The following is a 21,958-nucleotide window of genomic DNA, read 5'->3' as shown; positions in this document are numbered from 1 at the left end:
TTGTGCGATTAGTTCCTGAGCCTGTTGCAAAAAAGCGTGGTCCTTACAAGAAGAAAAGCGAATCACAAAAAATAAAATTTTAAAGTGAGACACTACCACGTTTCCTATGATGTATCACGCGATTTCTTCAAAGCGTATAATCCTTTGTTCATCGAACACTTCCGCAGAAGCCATCCGCACATCGACTTACATATCCAGCAATCTCATGGTAGCTCGAGCAAACAGGCTGTGTCGGTAGCCAATGGTTTGCCGATGTGGTGACCATGAACCAAACGTCCGACATCGATTTGTTGTAACAACGCGGTTTGGTTAAGTCTGATTGGGCGCAACGCTTGCCGGATAATGCCGTGCCGTTTACCAGCGTGACCGTATTTCTTGTGCGCAAAGGCAATCCACAACACATTTACGACTGGGCTGATTTGGTGCGTGATAACGTCCAAGTTGTGTTTGCCAATCCGAAAACCAGCGGTAACGGCCGCTATGCCTTCCTAGGCGCATACAGCTACGGCTTGAAAGCGAATAAAGGCAGCGAAACCAACGCGGAAAACTTCATGCGCAAACTGCTGAATAACGTGCCGATGTTTGAAAACGGCAGCCGTACCGCGACCACCAGTTTCACCCAACGCCAAATCGGCGATGTATTGATTACCTTGGAAAACGAAGCCAATATCGTCAGCCGCCACCTTGCGCCCGGCCAATTCGACATCGTTTACCCAAGCTATACCGTTGAAGCGCAAACACCCGTAGCCGTGGTAGGCAGTGTAGCCGAGAAAAAAGATTCCGAAACCGTTTCCAAAGAATATCTGGCATTTCTATGGAGCAAACCCGCGCAGGAATTGGCCGCCAAACTCTACTTCCGCCCGAGCGACAAATCTATTTTGTCCGCCAATCATGCCGATTTTCCCGATTTGGAAACCTTCCGTCCCAACGAAACCCTGGGTACATAGCCGCACATTATGCAGAAATTTTCTGCTGACGGTGGCATGTTTGACGAATTAACGACTACAGCAAAGTAAACCTTCAAGGCCGCCTGAAAGCCTTTCAGACGGCCTTGTTACTTATAACCAAAACTGATAACCACCAAATCAAACATTATTTCTCATGTTTAATCAGACGGTATAAAGTACGCCCATCAATTTAAGGAGCCGATACATGATCATCCGTAACCTGACCCTTGCCGCCTTAGCAGCTTCCGTGGCTTTAACCGCCTGCACCCCGAAAGAAGAAAAAGCTGCCGACGGCAATGCGGCCGCCCCTTCCGCCGATGGCAAAGGCATTACTTTGCTGAACGTGTCTTACGATGTGGCACGCGATTTCTATAAAGAATACAACCCGCTGTTTATCAAAGAATACCAAGCCAAACACAATGGCGCAGAAATCAATGTGCAGCAGTCGCACGGCGGCTCGAGCAAACAGGCTTTATCTGTGGCCAACGGTTTGGCGGCGGATGTGGTGACCATGAACCAAACATCCGATATCGAATTGCTGGAACAAAAAGGCTTGGTGAAAAACGGTTGGGCGAAACGCCTGCCGGATAATGCCGTGCCGTTTACCAGCACCACCGTTTTCTTGGTGCGCAAAGGCAATCCGAAGCAGATTAAAGACTGGAACGACTTAACCAAAGACGGCGTGCAAATTGTATTGGCCAATCCGAAAACCACCGGCAACGGCCGTTACGCCTTCTTGGGCGCATACGGCTATGGCTTGAAAGTGAACAACGGCGATGAAGCTAAAACCAACGAATTTGTCGCTGCTTTCCTGAAAAATGCGCCCGTATTTGAAAACGGCGGCCGCGCCGCCACTACCACCTTCAGCCAACGCAATATCGGCGACGTCTTGGTAACTTTTGAAAACGAAGCCAACCACGTCAGCAAAAAACTGACCCAAAACCAATTTGAAATCGTTTACCCGAGTTACACCATTTTGTCGGAAAGCCCGGTTGCGGTGGTGGATTCTGTGGTTGAGAAAAAAGGCACACAGGAAGCCGCCAAAGAATATTTGGAATACCTGTGGAGCGAACCGGCGCAAGAATTGGCGGCCAAACTCTACCTGCGCCCGCGTAATGCCGATGTCTTGGCCAAACACCAAGCCGATTTCCCGGCCATCGAGACCTTCACGCCAAACGAAAAATTCGGCGCGTGGGAAGACATCATGAAAAAATATTTTGCCGACGGCGGTTTGGTGGATCAACTGTCGCCTAAAAAATAAAGTTTGATGTGTTAAAAACAGGCCGTCTGAAAATGGATTTGCGTTTTCAGACGGCCTTTTGCCGCTTGTTTTCCGTTAAAATAATGTTTTCTGTTTTTTTAGAAGATAAATGTCCGACCGCAAAATCATCCATATCGATATGGACGCGTTCTACGCTTCGGTAGAATTGCGCGAACAGCCGCAGCTGAAAGGCAAGCCGGTGGTCGTGGCTTGGGATGGCGCGCGTTCGGTGATTTGCGCGGCTTCTTATGAAGCGCGGCAATTCGGCTTGCATTCTGCCATGTCGGTGGCGACGGCGAAACGGCTTTGCCCGCAGGCTGTTTATATTCCGCCGCATTTTGAACTGTATCGCCAAGTTTCTGGGCAGATTCACACCATTTTCAGACGGCATACTGATTTAATCGAACCGCTCTCGTTGGATGAAGCATATTTGGACGTGACGGCCAACAAACAAAATATCCGCTATGCCAGCGAAATTGCCGAAAAAATCCGCGCCGAAATCTTTGCCGAAACGGGGCTGACCGCTTCCGCAGGTATTGCGCCCAACAAATTCCTCGCCAAAATCGCCTCCGACTGGCGCAAGCCCAACGGTCAATTTGTGCTGCATCCGAAAAAAATCGACGCTTTTTTAGAAACGCTGCCGCTGGGCAAAATTCCCGGCGTGGGTAAAGTGACGCTGAAAAAAATGCAGGCATTGGGCATGCAGACGGCCGGTGATTTGCGCCGCTTCGAGCGGGGTGAACTGTTAAACTATTTTGGCCGCTACGGCTACCGGCTTTACGATTTGGCACGCGGGGTGGATGAACGGCCGGTGAAAGCGAGCCGCGAGCGTTTGCAGATTTCGACCGAAATTACGCTGCCGGAAGATTTATCGCTGGCGCAAACGATCGAACACTTACCGCATTTGGCCGAAGATTTATGGCAACAAATCCAGCGTAAAAATGTCGATGTCAAAGGCGTGACGCTCAAACTCAAAACCCATGATTTCCGTATCATCACCCGTTCGCTGACTTACTCTTCGGTGCTGCCCGACCGCCAAGCCTTATTGAAAGCCGCACACACCTTGGTTGAACGCGTGCCGCCACAAACGGAAGATGCTTTTCGTTTAATCGGCATCGGGGTCAGCCATTTATTACCGAAAAATCAGCAGCAATCGCTTTGGTTATAAAGAAATAGAAAAGCATTCTTTCCTTTCGGTTTACTACAGGCGGACAATGACAGCATGACAATAATGTTCAGACGGCCTGAAATCATGTGAAGGCCGTCTGAAACACAATAAGGAACACCTGCCATGACTTCATTTTTCCGCCCGAGCTTCTGGAAGATTCCGGAAGTAACCGCCGAAGAGCGCCAACGCCTGCCCCAACTAACCGCCACCTTAGAACAACGTTTGCAAGAAATTGCCGAACGCTTTCCACAGTCTGTATCCGCTTCCAGCTTAGCGGTTGAAGACATGGTGATTACCGATGCGATATGCCGTCTGAAACTGCCCATCCGCATCATTACGCTCAACACCGGCAAACTCAATCCCGAAACCGAAGCATTGATTGCCGCCACCAATGCGCGTTATCAAACCGAATTGGAAGTATTCCACCCGATTGAAGCCGAAGCACAAGCCTTTGAAGAGAAATTCGGCACCACCGCCATGTACGACAGCGTGGCATTACGCCGCCAATGCTGCCATATCCGAAAAATCGAACCGCTCAACCGCGCCTTGGGCAACGCGCCCGCATGGCTGACCGGCCAGCGCCGCAGCCAGTCGGACACGCGCAGTGAATTGAATTTTGAAGAGCATGATTCAGGCCGCAATATCGCTAAATTTAATCCGATTTTCGATTGGGAAGAATTGGACGTGTGGGCTTATGCGCAAGAATATGATGTGCCGCTGAATGATTTGTATCACCAAGGTTATCCGAGCATTGGCTGCGAACCATGCACCCGTCCGGTAAAAGAAGGTGAAAATATCCGCGCCGGGCGCTGGTGGTGGGAAAGCAAAGACAGTAAAGAATGTGGTTTGCACAAGTAATGCTTTGAATGACAAAAGAGCGAAACCCTCTTAAACCATACAACATAACCATAGTTATCAATTAAACTCCCTAAAATCAAAATCCTCCAAATCCCCCATAAGCCGGATTTAGAGGATTTTCTTCATGAGCAGCTTTCTTCAAACAAGCTGCCGAAACCATCATTACCAAACATATTGACCGGTTTGCATTGCTGATTATCTCAAACAGCAAAAAGGCCTTTATACCCGTCATAACGGCGGCCGTCCCGCCTATTCATTACTGCCCATGTTTAAAGCCGTTTTACCCGGCTAATGACACAGCCTGAGACCTTTGCAAAACTCCTTGAAAAGCCACTGCACAAAGAATCGACGTCATTCCCGCCTGCGCGGGAATCCATTTTTGAACATGGCAAACTGTTGAATAAAATAAGTTGCTGAAATTTTAAGATGGATTCCCGCCTGCGGGGGAATGACAGCTGTTTGGTTGTTTATTGATAGTTTATGAGGTTTTGCAAAGGTCTCGGCCTATCCGATCCCGAACACAGTCTCATTACCCGCATTGACTTTCATCTTCTGTGGTTTTGACGAGCTCCATATTCCCGACCACACTTGAACATGAGTGCAATTACTTTGAACCGTTGCCGCAAGACATGGCCGAAGGAACCAAGATTTACGCCGGCAAAGGTTATGGCGGCAAAGCCAATCGAATATTACTACAACGAAAAAGGCTTTCAGACGGCATTATGCGTAAGGCACACCGTGGTCGTCCGTTAACAGAAGAAGAGAGCGCAAAAAAATAAGCACATGTCAAAAACGCGCTATGTGGTGGAACAGAGTTTTGGTACGTTACACTGTCAATTCCGCTGTCACCATGCTGTTTATTTTGGCTTATTGACCGTTACAAAGTTATTTGAAGGTGATGGGTATCAAACCTGCTGAAAGCTGCCAACAGGCTTTGTGTGTCTGCCGCCTGAAAGAGTGGAAACAGGCCCCTAAGGAGGGAATTACAGGCAACCATGTGTCGTTTGGGATAATAAAAAAGCTTACTTTAGCTAAGTAAGCTTTCTTGATTTTGGTTAAGGTTTTGCAAAGCTCTCAGGCCGTCTGAAATTTCAAACGGCCTTTTTATTATGGATTACGCAATTAGTTGCAATATTTGCTGATGTCGGCATCGTAACGCTGCTTCAATGCCTCTCGGTTGTTGGCGCGCGCAGATTCGGCATAATCGCGGTTAAGGCGGGCGGCTTTGCAGTTGTCGTCTTTCATGGCCTGGTTGTCTTCGGCAATTTTTTGATTCTGCGCCTCAATCTGTTTATTGGCTTCGGTAATTCGTTGATTGAGCTGATTTTGCTGCTCAGCAATCGAGCCTTCGCTTGGTGCAGCGGCAGGGGCTTTTACCGGCTGATAAATCGTGTGCGTGCGCACATTCATGGTATTGCTGCGCGCCGGTTGCAGGCGGTGTGGCACATCGGAATAAGTGGTGGTGCCGTTGGTATTGCGCCATGTGTAGACGCTGTTGGCTGAAACGGCAGCGGCGGTAAGAGAGAAACAAACGGTCAGCAGGGTGTATGTTAGAGTCGTTTTCATAGGGTTTTCCGAGTAAAAAGAGTATTTGTGTTGTTTTCGATATTTTACTTGGTTTTTAAAGAGAATGTCATAAAAATCAGAGAAAAATTTAGTATGTATATGCTTCTTGTGCGGCGGGTTGTTGAAATTGTAAAAAATTAGCGCAAATGAGCAAGCGATTCTGTTAAGTCGATTCTTTACATGTTATAATGCCGTGCATCTTGCACAAACTGAAAGCCTGAGCATCATGCGTATCGTAGAAAAAGCCTATACTTTTGACGACGTTTTATTGGTTCCTGCACACTCAACCGTGCTGCCGCGCGACGTCAAACTTCAAACCAAACTCACCCGCGAAATCACGCTCAATATTCCTTTACTTTCCGCTGCGATGGATACCGTAACCGAAGCCAAGCTGGCTATTTCGATGGCGCAGGAAGGCGGTATCGGTATTATTCATAAAAACATGACGTCTGAGCTGCAAGCGCGTGCGGTGTCGAAAGTGAAGCGCCATGAAAGCGGCATTGTAAAAGATCCGGTTACTGTAGCGTCGGATGTATTGATTGGCGATTTGCTGAAGCAACGTGCCGAACGCAAACGCAAAATGTCAGGCTTGCCGGTGGTGGAAAACGGCAAAGTGGTCGGTATCGTGACCAACCGTGATTTGCGTTTTGAAGAGCGTTTGGATTTGCCGGTATCGGCCATTATGACTCCGCGCGAACGTTTGGTGACCGTATCTGAAGGCACAAGCATTGAAGACGCGCGTGAATTGATGCATCAGCATAAAGTCGAGCGTGTGTTGGTGCTGAACAAGCAAGACGAGCTCAAAGGCTTGATTACGGTTAAAGATATTCTGAAAAACACTGAATTTCCGAATGCCAACAAAGATTCCGAAGGCCGTCTGCGCGTCGGTGCGGCGGTGGGTACCGGCGGTGATACTGAAGCGCGTGTGAAAGCCTTGGTAGAAGCCGGTGCAGACGTGATTGTGGTCGATACTGCCCACGGTCACAGTCAGGGCGTGATTGAGCGTGTGCGCTGGGTGAAAGAAAACTATCCGCAAGTGCAGGTAATCGGCGGCAATATTGCCACTGCCCAAGCTGCTTTAGATTTGGTGGCCGCCGGTGCGGACGCGGTGAAAGTAGGTATCGGCCCCGGCTCAATTTGTACTACGCGTATTGTGGCCGGTGTCGGTGTGCCGCAATTAACTGCCGTTCACAATGTTGCCGAAGCCCTGAAAAGCACCGGCGTGCCGTTGATTGCCGACGGTGGCATCCGCTTCTCAGGCGATATTTCCAAAGCTTTAGCCGCAGGGGCGTACAGCGTGATGCTGGGCGGGATGTTTGCCGGTACCGAAGAAGCACCGGGCGAAATCGAACTTTACCAAGGTCGTTCGTATAAATCTTACCGTGGCATGGGTTCGCTGGGTGCGATGAGCCAAGGTTCAGCCGACCGCTATTTCCAAGACAAAACCGACAGCACCGACAAATACGTACCGGAAGGCATTGAAGGCCGTGTACCTTACAAAGGCCCGATTGTGAACATCATTCATCAATTGATGGGTGGTTTGCGCTCGAGTATGGGCTATTTGGGTTGCGCCAGCATTAATGAAATGCACGAAAAAGCCGAATTTGTGGAAATCACTTCCGCCGGCATGAGCGAATCACACGTTCACGATGTGCAAATTACCAAAGAAGCGCCGAATTATCATCGTTAATTTATTAATCTGAATCAAGGCCGTTTGAAAAGTTTGCTTTATAATGCTTTTCAGACGGCCTTTTGCACAATATCTGCCTTTTCCGGCTATCAGGCCGTCTGAAAAACTGTTAAACTACAGCGGTTTGATTGAGTCGGTTTCATAAAATGATTAAACCGATGTGAAAAGATTGATGAAAAGCTGCTGCTCGATTCATACGGCCTTTTATGGTGCCGTATGAAAACACCGGCAGCTTTTCAAAAGCCGATTTTTCCCTTCCCTTTATTTGATTTGGAGAATGTTCATGAGCGCAATTGTTGATATTTTTGCCCGCGAAATTTTGGACTCACGCGGTAATCCTACCGTTGAGTGTGATGTGTTGTTGGAATCAGGCGTAATGGGGCGTGCCGCTGTACCAAGCGGTGCGTCAACCGGCCAAAAAGAAGCGCTGGAATTGCGCGACGGCGATAAAAGCCGCTACTTGGGCAAAGGTGTGTTGACTGCAGTTGAACATGTCAATAATGAAATCGCCCAAGCCCTGATTGGTGTGGATGCCAACGAGCAATCTTACATCGACCAAATCATGTTGGAATTAGACGGCACCGACAACAAAGGCCGTTTGGGTGCGAATGCGACTTTGGCTGTGTCTATGGCGGCTGCCCGTGCGGCGGCCGAAGATTCAGGCTTGCCGCTGTACCGCTACTTGGGCGGCGCCGGTCCGATGGCTTTGCCTGTGCCGATGATGAACGTCATCAACGGTGGCGAACACGCTAACAACAGCTTGAATATCCAAGAATTCATGATTATGCCGGTGGGTGCGAAATCATTCCGTGAAGCCCTGCGTTGCGGTGCGGAAATTTTCCACGCACTGAAAAAATTGTGCGACAGCAAAGGCTTCCCGACTACCGTAGGTGACGAAGGCGGTTTCGCGCCTAACCTGAACAGCCATGAAGAAGCATTGCAATTGATGGTGGAAGCCACCGAAGCCGCAGGTTACAAGGCCGGTGACGATGTATTGTTTGCCTTGGATTGCGCATCAAGCGAATTCTACAAAGACGGCCAGTACCACTTGGAAGCTGAAGGCAAAGCCTACAGCAGCGAAGAATTTGCCAACTACTTGGCTGACTTGGTAGCCAAATACCCAATCATCTCTATCGAAGACGGTATGGATGAAAACGACTGGGACGGCTGGAAACTGCTGACCGAGAAATTAGGCGGCAAAGTACAATTGGTCGGCGACGATTTGTTCGTGACCAACCCGAAAATCTTGGCCGAAGGCATTGAAAAAGGTGTCGCTAATGCATTGTTGGTGAAAGTGAACCAAATCGGCACCTTGAGCGAAACCTTGCAAGCCGTTGATTTGGCGAAACGCAACCGTTATGCCAGCGTGATGAGCCACCGCTCGGGTGAAACCGAGGACAGCACCATCGCCGACTTGGCCGTGGCGACCAACTGCATGCAAATCAAAACCGGTTCATTGAGCCGCTCTGACCGCATGGCGAAATACAACCAATTGCTGCGTATCGAGGAAGAATTGGCCGAAGCCGCTTACTACCCGGGCAAAGCCGCCTTCTACCAATTGGGTAAATAAGAATAGGAAATATGTTGCATGAAGTGGGTGACCATCGTTTTATCCATCGCACTGGTGTGGTTTCAGTATAGCCTGTGGTTCGGCAAGGGCAGCTGGGGGCACTCGGATGAGTTGAAGGAACAGCTTGCGGTGCAGGAAGAAAAAAACCAAACGCTCATTTTGCGCAATAATTTTTTAGCGGCGGAAGTGGATGATTTGGCCAACGGCCAAGAAGCCATTTCCGAGATTGCCCGCGTGGAATTAGGCTATGTGCAAGACGGTGAAACTTATTACCGTTTTATCGAACGCAGCCGTTAAGAAATTCATTTCTTAAATTAAAGGCCGTCTGTATATTCAGACGGCCTTTATCTTTTTGCATAATTCATTTATAAAACAAATAAATATTTTCTATTAATATCATATCGTTTTCTCAATGCTTTTACAGTTTACTTGGTTTGATATAAATCAAATAAGGCATATAATGCCGTAAGCCTTTTGGCTTATCCTTAGCTAAACTTTAGTGATAGATGGCCGTTTGTTTTCATCTCAGGAATTTCTATGCCGCGAATGCGTTCCGACAATCTGCTGCGTAGTCTGCTTTTACCTTACCGCCGCCGCTTGTGGCTGCCGTTGGTTTTGGCGTGTGTATCGGTCGCATTGTTGATTGTGCAAAGCGCATTGTTGGCGCACTTGTTTGCCGATTGGCTGAATGCCGTGACAGCCAGTGCGGCGGTTAATCGCGACGTATTGATGCATATTTTGCCGTGGCTGTCGGTCTGTTTGCTGCTGCGGCCGCTATTGAATTTAGCTAAAGAGCGGCTGCTGCAAAACATCAGCTTGGAAGCACGCAACAGCGTGCGGGCAAAGCTATTAGATACCTTGGCAAATCTAGGCCCTGCACGGCATCGCTATGGCAACGACGGCGCATTGAGCACGCTGCTTTTAGAACAGGTCGATGCGCTTGATGGCTACATCAGCCGCTTTTATGTGCAAAGTCTGGTGGCGGTCATTACGCCGCTGGCCATTGTGGCGGCGGTGTTTTTTCACAGTAAACTGGCAGCCGTACTTTTGCTGCTGACCGCGCCGCTGGTACCGCTGTTTATGATTTTGGTCGGCAGCATGGCTGCCGATAAAAACCGCGAACAGCTAGACGTATTGGCGAAATTAGGCGGGCGTTTTTTAGATTTGGTACGCGGCATGCCGACGCTCAGGCGGTTGAGTGCGACGGATTGGGCGCAAAAGCAGGTGGCGCAATCGACTTCGCGTTACCAGCGCAAAACCATGGGTGTGCTGGCCTTGGCATTTCTATCGGGCGCAGTATTGGAATTGTTTGCTTCGCTGGCGATTGCGCTGGTGGCGGTATATCTCGGCTTGGGGCTGATCGGTGTGTTACCGTGGGCGCAGGGTGTGGTGCCGGTGCCGTATGAAAGCGCGCTGTTTATTTTATTGTTGGCACCGGAATTTTATCTGCCATTGCGCCAACTGGGCAGCGATTACCATGCCAAAGCGCAGGCGCAAGCTGCCGCGGAAGCCTTGCAACCTTTATTGGCACAGGCGAAGCCAAACGATTTTTCAGACGGCCTATTGAATGAGATCACTGCCCATCATGCGCCGGAAATTTTGTTAAACAACGTCAGTATTACCGATGGAGAACGGCAACGCTTGGCCGAGTTTTCACTGCACATTCCGTCTTCAGCACGTATCGGTATAGGTGGCGAAAGCGGTATCGGTAAATCGAGTCTGCTGCAAGCTTTACTTGGTTTTGCTGACTATCAGGGTGAAATTCTGATAAATGGTGAAAACCATAGGGAACATATTTCCCCACTAAGGCAGCAAACCGCTTATCTGGCACAATCGGCCACGCTGATGCGCGGCAGTATCCGCCATAACTTGCGCTTGGCCAAAGCTGATGCCGATGAACACGAGATGCAGTATGTTTTAAGGCAGGTCGGCTTGTGGGAAGTGGTTGACCGATTGCCGCAAGGCTTGGATACGCTTTTGGGCGAGCGCGGACGCGGTTTGTCGGGCGGGCAGCGGCAGCGGCTTTCTCTGGCCCAATTATTGCTGCACGATTGCGGTTTGTGGCTATTGGACGAGCCTTGCGCCCATTTGGATGCACAAACCGCTGCGGAGATTCACACATTGTTAGACACACTTAGCCGCGGTAAAACAGTGCTATTGGTGAGCCATGATTGGCAGGAAATCGACTGGTTGGATAAAACGGTGATTTTGGGGGTGCGGCATGGAAAAGCATAAACTCCGTCTGCGTGAACTGTGGCGGCCGCAAGCTGAAAAATGGCTGGCAGCATGGGCTTTGGGCGCAGTAACCCTATTGGCTGCGGTGGCTTTGCTAGCGGTATCCGGCTGGTTCATCAGTGCGGCAGCGGCGGCGGGTTTGGCCGCGATGGCCACGGCTTATACGTTTGACTATTTCCGCCCCGGCGCCATTATCCGCGCTTTGGCGATTATCCGCACGGCCGGCCGCTACGGCGAGCGTTTGGCTTCGCACAATGCGGTGTTGTCGCTCTTGCGGGATTTGCGTATCCGCCTGTTTGCAAACCTGACGCAAGCTTGGAATAAAACGAACGTTTCGTCACAAATCATGCACCGGCTGACGGGCGACGTTGATTTGCTCGATAATCTGCCGCTGCGTTTTTTTATGCCGTGGCTGTGGGCTTTGTTGCTTCAGACAGCCTTTTTATTGTGGCTGGTTTTGGTGTCACCGGGTTTGTCGGTTTCAGTTGCTTTACCTTTATTGCTGGCCGGAATCGTGTTACCTGCCTGGGCTGCCGTTCACGGCAAACAATTGGCGCGGGATGATGCCGACCAGGCCGAAATCCGCCGCACTTTGCTGCTCGGCCCTTTACAAATGCTGACATCCCTGCTGCTGTGGCGGCGTTGGTCAGATTGCCGCCGTGAGTTTGTCGCCGCCGATGAAGCATACGGCCAATTGAAGCGCCGCCAGCAAGCTTGGGCTTCATTGTATGGTTGGTTACAGCAGTGTTTATTGGCGGCGGTAATCGGCCTGATGATTTGGCAGGCCTTGCCTTTATTACAAACGCAGGATTTGGGCGTGCCCGTATTGTTGGCGATGGTGTTGGCGGTGTTCGGGTTGAATGAAGTGTTGTCGCCTTTAACGGCGCAATTTATGGCTTATGGTTTTGCCGCTGCCGCCCGCGACCGTTTGAATGAATTAACCGGGCCGTCTGAAACGGTTTTGAACACGCCCGGCCATGATCTTCAGACGGCCTTGAATGATATTGACCATATTAATGTCGAGAATATTTACGCCCGATACACAGGCGCACTGAATGGTGCGGAGAATGTTTCCTTTACGCTGGTAAAAGGCGAAGCGCTGATTATCCGCGGTAAATCCGGTTGCGGTAAATCGACATTATTGGACGTGTTGGCCGGAGAGCTGCCGGCGCAATCAGGCCGTCTGAACATGAGTGGGCAGTCATACGATTTTGCGACGGTGAATTATTTGGCACAGCAAATCGATATTTTCGACATGAGCTTAGCCGATAACCTGCGCTTGGGCGACGACACCATTCATGATGACGACTTGTGGCGCGTGTTGGATCAAGTGGCGCTAGCCGATTGGGCAAGGGCGCAGCCGCAGGGTTTGCAAACGTCTTTGAACGAATACGGCGCGGCAGTATCAGGTGGGCAGGCCAGACGAGTTGCCTTGGCGCGCTTACTGTTGCGGCCGAAGCCTGTTTTGCTGTTGGACGAGCCGTTTGCCGGATTAGATGAAACCGCGCGCGGGCAGATTTGGCAGATGTTGCGTGAAGCCCAAGCTGATGGCTTTTTGATTGCCGCCAGCCATCATTTGCCCAAGGATTCGGGTTATTACATTTTAGATATAAACAGCGAATCATTGTTCAGACGGCTTTAAATATGATAAGGCCGTCTGAAACCAAAACGAGAAAAACAGATAAATAATGAATACGTTACCTACACATTTTCTTATGATTAACACCGCATACTTAAAGGAGTATTTCGTATGGATGTGATTGAGCTCTCGCGACTCCAGTTTGCCGTTACGGTGCTGTATCACTTTCTCTTCGTGCCGCTCACGCTGGGCTTATCGTGGATTTTGGTGATTATGGAAGCCGTTTATGTGATGACGGGCAAGGTGATTTACCGTGACATGACCCAGTTTTGGGGCAAGTTGTTCGGTATTAACTTTGCCCTAGGCGTGACCACCGGCATTACCATGGAATTTCAGTTCGGCACCAACTGGTCGTATTATTCGCATTATGTCGGCGATATTTTCGGCGCGCCGCTGGCTTTGGAAGGCTTAACGGCTTTCTTTATGGAAGCAACTTTGGTCGGGCTGTTTTTCTTCGGCTGGAATCGCATGACCCGCCGCCAGCATTTGCTGGTGACCATGTTTATGGCGCTGGGCACCAATCTTTCTGCTTTGTGGATTCTGGTGGCCAATGGTTGGATGCAAAATCCCGTCGGCGCGGTGTTCAATCTGGAAACCATGCGTATGGAGATGACCAGCTTTGCCGATGTGTTTTTCAATCCGGAAGCACAAAACAAATTCGTGCACACCGTATCGGCAGGTTATGTCACCGGATCGATGTTTGTGCTGTCGGTATCGGGCTGGTATCTGCTGCGTAAGAAAGACATTGAGTTTGCCAAGAAAAGCTTCCGCATCGCGGCGGCCTTCGGTATGGCGTCAATTTTGTCGGTTATCGTATTGGGCGACGAATCGGGCTACAGCATCGGCCATGCCCAGAAAACCAAAATGGCGGCGTTGGAAGCTATGTGGGAAACCGAGCCTGCACCGGCTTCGTTTAACCTGATTGCCATTCCTAACGAAAAAGAGATGAAAAACGATTTTGCCGTGCACATTCCTTATGTGATGGGCATCATTGGCACGCGTTCGCCGGATAAGGAAATTCCGGGTATTAAAGACATCGTGGCAGAAAACCGCCAACGCATCGAATCGGGGCAGCAAGCCGTGACCGCTTTGGACATGCTGCGCCAAAACCGCGATGATGCCGCCGCTCGTGATGTGTTTGAGCGGCACCAAGACAATCTCGGCTTCGGTTTGCTGTTGAAACAATACACCGACGATGTGGCCGCCGCCACGCCGGAAATGAAAGACCGTGCGGCGCGTGAGACCATTCCGAAAGTGGCGCCGCTGTTTTGGAGCTTCCGCGTGATGGTGTTCAGCGGTGTGGTAATGCTGCTGGTGTTCGGCTTAAGTTTCTGGCATTCGGTGAAAAACACCTTCGCCCACAAAAAATGGCTGTTGCGCCTGGCGGTGGTTTCGTTGCCGCTGCCGTGGATTGCGATTGAAGCAGGCTGGCTGCTGGCCGAATACGGCCGCCAACCGTGGACGATTTACGGCGTATTACCGACGCATTTGTCCGCTTCTTCATTATCGGTGACATCATTGTATGGTTCGCTGGCGGGCTTTATCGCGTTTTACACCGTATTGCTGGTGGTAGAAGTGTATTTGATGCGCAAATACATCAGCCAAGGGCCGGGTTCGCTCGGCACAGGCCGCTACGACAACGAAGCGCATTAGGAGACAGAGAATGGATATTGTCAATTTCTTTGATTACGCCAGCCTGAAATTTGTTTGGTGGCTGCTAATTGGTTTTCTGATTGCCGGTTTTGCCGTGATGGACGGACACGACATGGGCATCTGCACGTTGCTGCCGTTTGTGGCCAAAACCGACGAAGAACGCCGCGTGGTGATCAACACCATCGGCGCCACATGGGAAGGCAACCAAACTTGGCTGATTACCGGTGCCGGCGCGATTTTTGCCGCATGGCCGATTATTTACGCCACTGCGTTTTCCGGTTTCTACTGGGCGATGCTGGCGGTATTGTGGGCGATGTTTTTCCGGCCGGTCGGCTTCAAATACCGCAGCTTGGTAAAAAAACCGACATGGCGCAAAACGTGGGACTGGGGCTTGTTTGTCGGCTCGTTTGTTCCGGCTTTGTTGTTCGGCGTGGCTTTGGGCAACGTGATTCAGGGCGTGCCGTTTCACTTTGACGACACCATGCGCTCGTTTTACACCGGCTCGTTTTGGGCATTGCTGAACCCGTTTGCCTTATTGTGCGGCTTGGTGTCGGTAGCGATGCTGGTGTTACACGGCGCGATTTTCCTGATGAACAAAACCGAAGGCGTAGTCTATCAGCGCACGCGCAAAGTATTGCTGCCTGCTTTAATCGCCACGCTGGTGTTGTTCAGTATCGGGGGCTGGTGGGTGGCTACGGGCTTAGACGGCTATGTCGTCACTGCCGGCACGCTCAGCCCGGATACGCTGCCCAACCCTTTGGGCAAAGAAGTAACCCGGCAAACCGGCGCTTGGCTCAACAACTATCAGCAATATCCGCTGACTATGCTGGTGCCGCTGATTACCTACGCCGGATTCATCATCGGCACATTATTGGCGCGCATGGATAAAATGGGCGCGGCGTTTTTCTTCTCGGCCTTGGGCGTAATTGGTGTGATTGGCACATTCGGTGTGTCCCTGTTTCCATTTATCATGCCGAGCAGCAGCGATTTTCGTTCGAGTTTGACCGTGTGGGATGCCACTTCCAGTCATCTGACCTTGGTGGTGATGCTGTTTTCTACTGCGATTATGATGCCGATTATCTTGGCCTACACCTCGTGGGCGTATAAGGTAATGAGCGGTAAAGTTACGGTGGAAGACATCCGGGAAAACGATCACGGCGCGTATTAACACGATTCAGACGGCCTATTGGTTTGAGGCCGTCTGAAAAAAGAAAGGAACCGACAATGTGGTATTTTGCATGGATTTTAGGTTTGGGTTTTGCCGTGTTGCTCGCCATCATGAATGCGATGTGGGGCGAATTTGAGCAAGACCGCGACAAGCTCTTTGCCAAAGAAGATGAGGCCGTCTGAAAACGGATTCGTCGACATAAATTAAAATAACAAAATGCCGCCTGAAACAGAATATTGCTTCAGACGGCATTTTCTTTGTCTCTTAATAATAAGGCCGAACCCCTTACCCCCTTAAACCCGATACAAAATAACCACAGTTTGAATTTCCCAAACACCCTAAAATCCTCTAAATCCCATAAGCCGAATTTAGAGGATTTTAGGGAGGTTGGGAAGTATTAGGCTACTTAGTAACTGTAGTTACTTTATATGAGTTTTAAGGAAGGTTTTGCAAAGCTCCCAAGCTGTCTGAAATATTTCAGACGGCCTTGATTTTATTAATTTCCTTACACTTTGTCTGCACCCAAAATCATTGAGCCGATACCGGAATCGGTAAAGATTTCCAGCAATAACGCGTTTGGCACACGGCCATCGATGATGTGGGTGGCTTTCACGCCGTTGACCGCAGCTTCTACCGCCGAGCTGATTTTCGGCAGCATACCGCCGTAAAGCGTACCGTCGGCAATCAATTCGTCAATGCGGCTCGGGGTCAGGTTAGTTAAAAGGTTGCCTTCTTTATCAAGCACGCCGGTGATGTTGGTCATCATCAACAATTTTTCAGCGTTGAGTTCTTCCGCTAATTTACCCGCCACCAAATCGGCATTGATGTTGAACGCTTCACCGCGTTTGCCCACGCCAATCGGGGCAACCACAGGGACTTGGCCGTTGTCGATCAAGCCTTGAATCAGTGTGGTGTCGATGCTTTCCACTTCACCGACTTGGCCGATGTCCACGCCCGGGTTTTCAGGGGTGTTGATGAGCAGTTTTTTGGCTTTGATAAAATGGCCGTCGCGACCGGTCACACCGACGGCTTTTCCGCCGTGGGTATTGATCATCGACACGATTTCTTTGTTGACATGGCCGCCCAACACCATTTCGACGATGTCCATGGTTTCGCCGTCGGTCACGCGCATGCCTTGCACGAACACACCTTCTTTGCCGACGCGCTCAAGCATGTCGTTAATCTGCGGCCCGCCACCGTGAACAATCACAGGATTGATACCGACCAATTTCAGCAACACGATGTCGCGGGCAAAGCCTTCTTTCAAAGCCGGCTCGGTCATGGCGTTGCCGCCGTATTTAATCACAATGGTCGAGCCGGAAAAGCGGCGGATATACGGCAGGGCTTCGGATAAAATCGCGGCTTTGTCGGCTGCCGAAATATGTTTCACATCACTCATGAATCTACTCTTTAATTGTTAACAATTTTAGTTTTGGAATATTAATACCAAAGGCCGTCTGAAACAAGCCGAAACGTAAAAGGATTTATGATTTGTCTGAAATGTTTTAGAATAACGAGCTATTAAACTTCTATTCCACACAGGAATCCCCCATGATGAAAATCAGCACCCAATTTGATGCCGGCTCGGTGATTGTGAACGATTTGAGCCACCCGGGCAATATCCGCCTGTCGCTGCGCCCCGACAATGCCGCCGATTTTGCGCAATGGTTTTATTTCCGTCTGCAAGGTGCGGCCTATCAAAATTGTGTGATGCATTTCGACAATGCGGCTCAAGCGGCTTATCCCGACGGCTGGGAAGAATACCAAGCCTGTGCGTCTTATGACCGCCAAAATTGGTTCCGCGTGCCGACTGATTACCAAAACGGTGTGCTGACCATCAACCACACGCCTTTGTCGAACAGCGTTTATTACGCCTATTTCGAGCCTTATTCGCACGAGCAGCATTTGAACCTGCTGGGCGATGCGCAAGGCAGCGGCTTGTGTCAAATCGATGATTTGGGCAGCACCGTGCAAGACCGCGACATCAATTTGCTCACCATCGGCAACCAAGTGGAAAGCGATTTGAAAGTCTGGATTATTGCGCGCCAGCACCCGGGTGAAACCATGGCGGAATGGTTTGTCGAAGGCTTCTTAGGCCGCCTCCTCGACCCGCAAGACCCGACCGCCCGCGCCCTGCTCGACCGCGCCACGTTTTACATTGTGCCGAACATGAACCCCGACGGCTCGGTGTTGGGCAACCTGCGCACCAATGCCGCCGGTGCCAATCTGAACCGCGAATGGCAAAACCCAAGCATGGAACGCAGCCCGGAAGTATACGTGGTGCGCGAAAAAATGCGCGAAACCGGTGTGGATTTGTTCCTTGATATTCACGGCGACGAGGGTTTGCCGTTTGTCTTTGTGGCGGGTACCGAAGGCGTGCCGAGCTATAACGAGCGCATTGCCGCTTTGGAAGCCCGGTTCAAACAAGCCCTGCTGGCGGCCAGCCCTGATTTCCAAGACGAAATCGGCTATCCGAAAGACGAAGCCGGCCAAGCCAATTTGAGCATGGCCACGTCATGGGTCGGCGAGCAATTCAAATGCTTGGCCTACACACTGGAAATGCCGTTTAAAGACAACAACAACCTGCCCGACGACGATTTCGGCTGGAACGGCCAACGCTCGCTGCGTTTGGGCGAAGCGATGGTGTCGGCGATTTGGAATGTATCGGGCGATTTGCGCTAAGTATTTTAATGATTAAAAGGCCGTCTGAAAGCGAGACATTTTTTCAGACGGCCTGAGACCTTTGCAAAACCCCGGATTTGAGTACAGTTCGGAGTGAGAGCAGCGCAAAAAGCGCAGACATATCAAAAAGATAGGCAAGCTTTCGAGCAGCGCATAATGAAGAAATGTGTCAAAGATGGAGATTTTGCAAAGGTCTCAGCCTTTATCTGCCATTTAAGGATTCCCCATGATTATTCACCCCCAGTTTGACCCTGTACTCATCAGCATAGGCCCGTTGGCCATCCGCTGGTATGCCTTAAGCTATATTGTCGGCTTTGTGCTGTTCATCTGGCTGGGCCGCCGCCGCATCGCGCAAGGCAACACCTTGTTTACCAAAGAAATGCTGGATGATTTTCTCACTTGGGGTATTTTGGGTGTGATTCTCGGCGGCCGCTTGGGCTATATTTTGTTTTACAAATTGTCCGACTATCTGGCCGACCCGATCAGCATGTTCAAAGTGTGGGAAGGCGGGATGTCGTTCCACGGCGGCTTCTTGGGCGTGGTCGTGGCGATGTGGCTCTTCAGCCGCAAACACAACATCAGCGTGTGGAAAACCATGGATTTTGTGGCGCCACTGGTTCCGCTGGGCTTGGCTTCCGGCCGCATCGGCAACTTCATCAACGGCGAGCTGTGGGGACGCATCACCGACCCGATCGCTTTCTGGGCGATGGGCTTCCCGCAAGCCCGTTACGAAGACTTGGAAGCCGCGGCGCACAATCCGCAATGGGCAGAATGGCTCAACCAATTCGGCATGTTGCCGCGCCATCCTTCGCAGCTTTACCAATTCGCGCTGGAAGGCATTTGCCTGTTTATCTTGGTGTGGGTGTTTTCCAAAAAGCCGCGCCCTACCGGACAAGTGGCGTCTTTGTTTTTAGGCGGTTACGGCTTCTTCCGTTTCATTGCCGAATTTGCCCGCCAGCCAGACGATTATTTGGGCTTGCTGACGTTGGGCTTGTCGATGGGACAATGGCTGAGCGTGCCGATGATTGTGTTGGGTGCGGTTGGCTTTGTGTATTTCGGCAAGAAAAACGCTGTGAATTCTATAAATTAATGAGAGGCCGTCTGAAACATTCAGACGGCATTTTATTCAAGGCATTTCATGAACAAACAACTTCTTAATCCCAACAATAAAACAGTTTCTGTTTATTTAAGCAACCGGGCAGATACACCGCTATTCCTAACCTTTTTAAGCCCGGAAGAATCCGACGGTTTAGCCGCCTTGATTGAAAACAAAGCCACTTTGGTTTCAATCGACGAACCCAATTGGGAACATGCCTTCACGCCGTGGCAGGCACCTGCTGCGTTTAAAAAAGTACCTGACTTCAGCGGTGGCGCAGACGAATATTTGCGCTGGCTGATTGATACGGTTTTGCCTGAAGTCACGAAATCATTCTCCTTGCAACCGCAATGGACAGCCTTAACCGGCTACTCCTTAGGCGGCTTGTTTGCTGCCTATTCCGCTTATTACGCTACACCATTCAGCCGCATTGCTTCGGTTTCCGGCTCGTTGTGGCTTGATGGCTGGACGGAATTTGTGACCCAGCGCAACTTGTACACACTGCCGAAAAAAGCCTATTTCTCAGTCGGCGACAAAGAAAAAAATACCAAAAATCCGCGCATGAGCATTGTGGAAGATGCCATACGTGCTACGCAGGCCAGCTGGCAGCAGCAAGGTATCGAAACCACTTTTGAACTCAACAACGGCGGCCATTTCGAGCAAGTGCCACAGCGTATGGCCAAAGCGGTTGCGTATTTGTTGAATGAATAGGCACGGATTATTCAGACGGCATCAGACCTTGCATATGAATCAATAAAACATGGCAGCGCAGTTTCAGGTAAAATACGCGCTTGAATGTCTCCATTATTTCCCCACAAAATCATGTCCAAAAAAACCAAACAAGAATTAGAAAACAACAAACTCAACAAACGCTTACGCCACGCAGTCGGCGCAGCAATTAACGACTTCAATATGATTGAGCCGGGCGACAAAATTATGGTCTGCTTGTCGGGCGGCAAAGACAGCTATGCGCTGTTGGATATTTTGCGCCAACTGCAAGCCAGTGCGCCGATTGAATTTGATTTGGTGGCGGTCAATCTCGACCAAAAGCAACCCGGCTTTCCCGAACATGTGCTGCCCGAGTATCTGCAAAGCATTGGTGTCGATTATAAAATTGTCGAAGAAGACACTTATTCCACCGTAAAGCGCGTATTGGAAGAAGGCAAGACCACTTGCTCGCTGTGCAGCCGCTTGCGCCGCGGCATTCTGTATCGCACGGCAAAAGAATTGGGTTGTACCAAAATTGCGCTCGGCCACCATCGCGACGATATTTTGGCCACCATGTTCCTGAATATGTTTTACGGCGGCAAACTCAAAGCCATGCCGCCTAAATTGGTCAGCGACAACGGCGAGCATATCGTCATTCGTCCTTTGGCGTATGTAAAGGAAAAAGACCTGATTAAATACGCCGAATTGAAGCAGTTCCCGATTATTCCGTGTAATTTATGCGGCTCGCAGCCGAATCTGCAACGCCAAGTCATCGGCGATATGCTGCGCGATTGGGACAAACGCTTTCCCGGCCGCATTGAATCGATGTTTGCCGCGCTGCAAAACGTGGTGCCGTCGCATTTGGCCGACCCTGAATTATTCGACTTTGCCGGTTTGGAACGTGGTCAAAGCCTGAAACACGGCGGCGATTTGGCATTTGACAGCGAAACCGTACCCGAACGTTTTGTTTCAGACGGCCCCGATGATGAAGACGGCAGCGAAGTCAAAATCGCTGTGGAAAAACCCAGCCGCAAAGTGATTAATATCTTGGCCGGCAAACCGAAAAACTGCGGCGCTTGAGAGGCCGTCTGAAAAGCCAAATTCAAAATCCGGGCGGTATTTGCCCGGATTTTGATATTTTTGCAAAGCATTAACCCGCAATGCAAGGCTTTGCCCTACAATAGGCCGTCTGAACACAATACACACTTATCCTTAAGGAACACGCATGACTGCTGCTTTAATCACCCTATCTTTAATCCTGATTCTCGTCGGCCTGCTCGGCACGATTTACCCCGCCATTCCGGGCTTGGGTTTAATGTTCGGCGGCGCGTGGCTGCTGGCGCATGTCAACGATTATCAAATTTTCGGTACCATCACTTTGGTATTTTTAGGCATTATCACCGTCATCGGTACGGCGATGGATTATGTGGCGGGGATGCTGGGGGCGAAATATACCGGTGCCAGTAAATTAGCCATTTGGGGGGCATTTATCGGCGGTGTGGCCGGTGCATTCTTAGGGTTGCCGGGCTTATTGTTCGGCCCATTATTGGGTGCAGGCATTGGCGAATTTCTAACCCGAAAAGACATGTGGCAGGCGGGTAAAGTCAGTATCGGCAGCTTTATCGGTTTCATCATCGGCACAGCCGCCAAAGTCGGCTGCGCATTGGCGGTTATCCTGACCTTGCTTACCGTATGGATTGTCAGCCTTTTTTGAGGT

The 21,958-nt window shown here is 50.3% G+C and carries 18 protein-coding genes and 2 pseudogenes; 18 read left to right on the top strand and 2 right to left on the bottom strand.

The features are described 5' to 3' along the window. Positions 1-96: 96 nt before the first annotated feature. The 5 genes and pseudogenes from ACFPVS_RS08705 to ACFPVS_RS13745 all read left to right on the top strand — a co-directional run. Positions 97-944 (top strand): annotated as a pseudogene (locus ACFPVS_RS08705) (sulfate ABC transporter substrate-binding protein); the annotation flags it as partial. Between the two features lie 208 nt (positions 945-1,152). Continuing rightward, complete coding sequence (locus ACFPVS_RS08700) at positions 1,153-2,208, top strand: sulfate ABC transporter substrate-binding protein (protein WP_096295317.1); 1,056 nt, start codon at positions 1,153-1,155, stop codon at positions 2,206-2,208. A 109-nt stretch (positions 2,209-2,317) separates the two neighbouring features. Next, the gene (gene dinB, locus ACFPVS_RS08695; protein ID WP_096295318.1) at positions 2,318-3,376 is read left to right on the top strand and encodes a DNA polymerase IV; all 1,059 of its coding nucleotides are present in this window, start codon (positions 2,318-2,320) and stop codon (positions 3,374-3,376) included. A 123-nt stretch (positions 3,377-3,499) separates the two neighbouring features. Next, the gene (locus ACFPVS_RS08690; protein WP_096295319.1) at positions 3,500-4,234 is read left to right on the top strand and encodes a phosphoadenylyl-sulfate reductase; all 735 of its coding nucleotides are present in this window, start codon (positions 3,500-3,502) and stop codon (positions 4,232-4,234) included. A gap of 704 nt (positions 4,235-4,938) precedes the next feature. Then, positions 4,939-5,187, top strand: a pseudogene (locus ACFPVS_RS13745) (transposase family protein); the annotation flags it as partial. Between the two features lie 169 nt (positions 5,188-5,356). Here the strand turns inward: ACFPVS_RS13745 and ACFPVS_RS08685 are convergent. After that, positions 5,357-5,800 carry a DUF4124 domain-containing protein gene (locus ACFPVS_RS08685; protein WP_096295320.1) on the bottom strand — a complete coding sequence of 148 codons (444 nt, stop codon included), beginning with the start codon at positions 5,798-5,800 and terminating at the stop codon, positions 5,357-5,359. Positions 5,801-6,026: 226 nt separating this feature from the next. Between ACFPVS_RS08685 and guaB the strand changes: the two genes are divergently transcribed. The 8 genes from guaB (at position 6,027) to cydX (ending at position 15,937) form a co-directional block, all read left to right on the top strand. Next, a complete protein-coding gene (gene guaB, locus ACFPVS_RS08680; RefSeq protein ID WP_096295321.1) occupies positions 6,027-7,490 on the top strand; it encodes an IMP dehydrogenase in 1,464 nt (487 codons plus the stop codon). A 283-nt stretch (positions 7,491-7,773) separates the two neighbouring features. Then, positions 7,774-9,060, top strand: coding sequence for a phosphopyruvate hydratase (gene eno, locus ACFPVS_RS08675; protein WP_096296123.1), 1,287 nt, complete (start codon positions 7,774-7,776; stop codon positions 9,058-9,060). An 18-nt stretch (positions 9,061-9,078) separates the two neighbouring features. Next, positions 9,079-9,357: a cell division protein FtsB gene (gene ftsB / locus ACFPVS_RS08670; RefSeq protein WP_096295322.1), complete on the top strand. Its 279-nt coding sequence runs from the start codon at positions 9,079-9,081 to the stop codon at positions 9,355-9,357. A 240-nt stretch (positions 9,358-9,597) separates the two neighbouring features. Beyond that, positions 9,598-11,295 carry a thiol reductant ABC exporter subunit CydD gene (gene cydD, locus ACFPVS_RS08665; RefSeq protein WP_123804514.1) on the top strand — a complete coding sequence of 566 codons (1,698 nt, stop codon included), beginning with the start codon at positions 9,598-9,600 and terminating at the stop codon, positions 11,293-11,295. After that, positions 11,282-12,937, top strand: coding sequence for an amino acid ABC transporter ATP-binding/permease protein (locus ACFPVS_RS08660; protein ID WP_096295324.1), 1,656 nt, complete (start codon positions 11,282-11,284; stop codon positions 12,935-12,937). The genes cydD and ACFPVS_RS08660 overlap by 14 nt, the downstream gene beginning before the upstream one ends. A gap of 108 nt (positions 12,938-13,045) precedes the next feature. Next, positions 13,046-14,587 carry a cytochrome ubiquinol oxidase subunit I gene (locus ACFPVS_RS08655; RefSeq protein WP_096295325.1) on the top strand — a complete coding sequence of 514 codons (1,542 nt, stop codon included), beginning with the start codon at positions 13,046-13,048 and terminating at the stop codon, positions 14,585-14,587. Between the two features lie 10 nt (positions 14,588-14,597). Further along, a complete protein-coding gene (gene cydB, locus ACFPVS_RS08650) occupies positions 14,598-15,755 on the top strand; it encodes a cytochrome d ubiquinol oxidase subunit II (protein ID WP_096295326.1) in 1,158 nt (385 codons plus the stop codon). 56 nt (positions 15,756-15,811) lie between these two features. Then, positions 15,812-15,937 (top strand): cytochrome bd-I oxidase subunit CydX, encoded by a 126-nt coding sequence (cydX, locus tag ACFPVS_RS08645; protein WP_096295327.1) that lies wholly within the window; start codon positions 15,812-15,814, stop codon positions 15,935-15,937. 323 nt (positions 15,938-16,260) lie between these two features. Here cydX and argB read toward each other — a convergent pair whose 3' ends face one another. Next, on the bottom strand, positions 16,261-17,154 hold the full coding sequence (argB, locus tag ACFPVS_RS08640; RefSeq protein WP_096295328.1) for an acetylglutamate kinase: 894 nt from the start codon (positions 17,152-17,154) through the stop codon (positions 16,261-16,263). 152 nt (positions 17,155-17,306) lie between these two features. Here argB and ACFPVS_RS08635 point away from each other — a divergent pair, with 152 nt between their 5' ends. The 5 genes from ACFPVS_RS08635 to ACFPVS_RS08615 all read left to right on the top strand — a co-directional run bounded on the left by ACFPVS_RS08635 (position 17,307) and on the right by ACFPVS_RS08615 (position 21,955). After that, positions 17,307-18,437, top strand: coding sequence for a M14 family metallopeptidase (locus tag ACFPVS_RS08635; protein ID WP_096295329.1), 1,131 nt, complete (start codon positions 17,307-17,309; stop codon positions 18,435-18,437). A 226-nt stretch (positions 18,438-18,663) separates the two neighbouring features. Beyond that, positions 18,664-19,527, top strand: coding sequence for a prolipoprotein diacylglyceryl transferase (gene lgt, locus ACFPVS_RS08630; RefSeq protein WP_096295330.1), 864 nt, complete (start codon positions 18,664-18,666; stop codon positions 19,525-19,527). Positions 19,528-19,575: 48 nt separating this feature from the next. Next, positions 19,576-20,244 (top strand): alpha/beta hydrolase, encoded by a 669-nt coding sequence (locus ACFPVS_RS08625; RefSeq protein ID WP_096295331.1) that lies wholly within the window; start codon positions 19,576-19,578, stop codon positions 20,242-20,244. A 111-nt stretch (positions 20,245-20,355) separates the two neighbouring features. Continuing rightward, a complete protein-coding gene (ttcA, locus tag ACFPVS_RS08620; RefSeq protein WP_123804529.1) occupies positions 20,356-21,321 on the top strand; it encodes a tRNA 2-thiocytidine(32) synthetase TtcA in 966 nt (321 codons plus the stop codon). 145 nt (positions 21,322-21,466) lie between these two features. Further along, complete coding sequence (locus ACFPVS_RS08615) at positions 21,467-21,955, top strand: DUF456 domain-containing protein (RefSeq protein WP_123804519.1); 489 nt, start codon at positions 21,467-21,469, stop codon at positions 21,953-21,955. Positions 21,956-21,958 lie beyond the last annotated feature (3 nt).

The organism is Neisseria weixii (assembly GCF_042658245.1).
GTDB lineage: Bacteria > Pseudomonadota > Gammaproteobacteria > Burkholderiales > Neisseriaceae > Neisseria > Neisseria weixii.
Note: the sequence above shows the minus strand (reverse complement) of the source record. Positions and strands in the feature narration are given on the sequence as shown.